Below are 993 nucleotides of genomic sequence, written 5' to 3'. Positions count from 1 at the left end.
GAGGTGGAGCGCGTCGACAGCGCCTACCGCTCGGCCTTTTCGGTGCAGTCGAGCCTGGTGATGTACCCCATCTGGGCCTATGGCACCGAGGCGCAGCGGCAGGAGTGGCTGCCGAAGCTCGCGACCGGCGAGTGGATCGGCGCCTTCGGGCTGACGGAGCCCGACGCGGGCTCGGACCCGGCGGGGATGAAGACGAAGGCCATCAAGACGGCAGACGGGTTCCGCCTGAACGGCGCCAAGATGTGGATCACCAACTCGCCGATCGCGGACCTGTTCGTGGTCTGGGCCAAGTGCGACCTGGGGGATGGCGACGGCGAGCAGATCCGCGGCTTCGTGCTGCTGAAGAGCGACAAGGGCGTCAGCGCGCCCAAGATCGAGGGCAAGTTCTCGCTTCGGGCCTGGGTGACGGGCGAGATCGTGCTGCAGGATGTGGAGATCCCGGCGGATCGCCTGCTGCCGAACGTGAAAGGCCTGAAAGGTCCGTTCGGCTGCCTCAACAATGCCCGCTATGGCATCGGCTGGGGCGCGATGGGGGCTGCGGAGTATTGCTGGCATGCAAGCCGGCAGTACACGCTCGACCGCAAGCAGTTCGGCCGCCCGCTGGCCGCGACGCAGCTGGTGCAGAAGAAGCTCGCCGACATGCAGACGGAGATCACGCTGGGGCTGCTGATGGCATTGAGGGCAGGGCGGCTGATGGATGAAGGCAAGCTCGCACCGGAAGCCATCAGCATCCTCAAGCGCAACAACTGCGGCAAGGCGCTCGACATTGCCCGCGTCGCCCGCGACATGCACGGCGGCAACGGGATCTCGGACGAATATGGCATCATCCGCCACGTGATGAACCTCGAGGCCGTGAACACCTACGAAGGCACACACGACGTCCATGCGCTGATCCTGGGCCGCGCGCAGACGGGGATCGCCGCCTTCTGATGGTCTGCGTGCAGCAGGTTCAGATTTCCTGAAGCAAGGAGCGGGCTGACCGGTCCGCAAGCG

General features: G+C 65.9%; 1 protein-coding gene. It reads left to right on the top strand.

Going from position 1 to position 993, the window contains the following annotated elements; genetic code table 11:
• On the top strand, window positions 1-930 hold a 930-nt coding region (locus tag DM995_RS20360; protein WP_116970865.1), incomplete at its 5' end, for an acyl-CoA dehydrogenase family protein.
• Between the last annotated feature and the right edge of the window lie 63 nt (window positions 931-993).

It is taken from the genome of Blastomonas sp. UPD001 (assembly GCF_003426715.1).
In the GTDB taxonomy this organism is placed as follows: domain Bacteria; phylum Pseudomonadota; class Alphaproteobacteria; order Sphingomonadales; family Sphingomonadaceae; genus Blastomonas.
The sequence above is the reverse complement of the archived record's forward strand: the minus strand, read 5'-3'. Positions and strand labels throughout refer to the sequence as shown.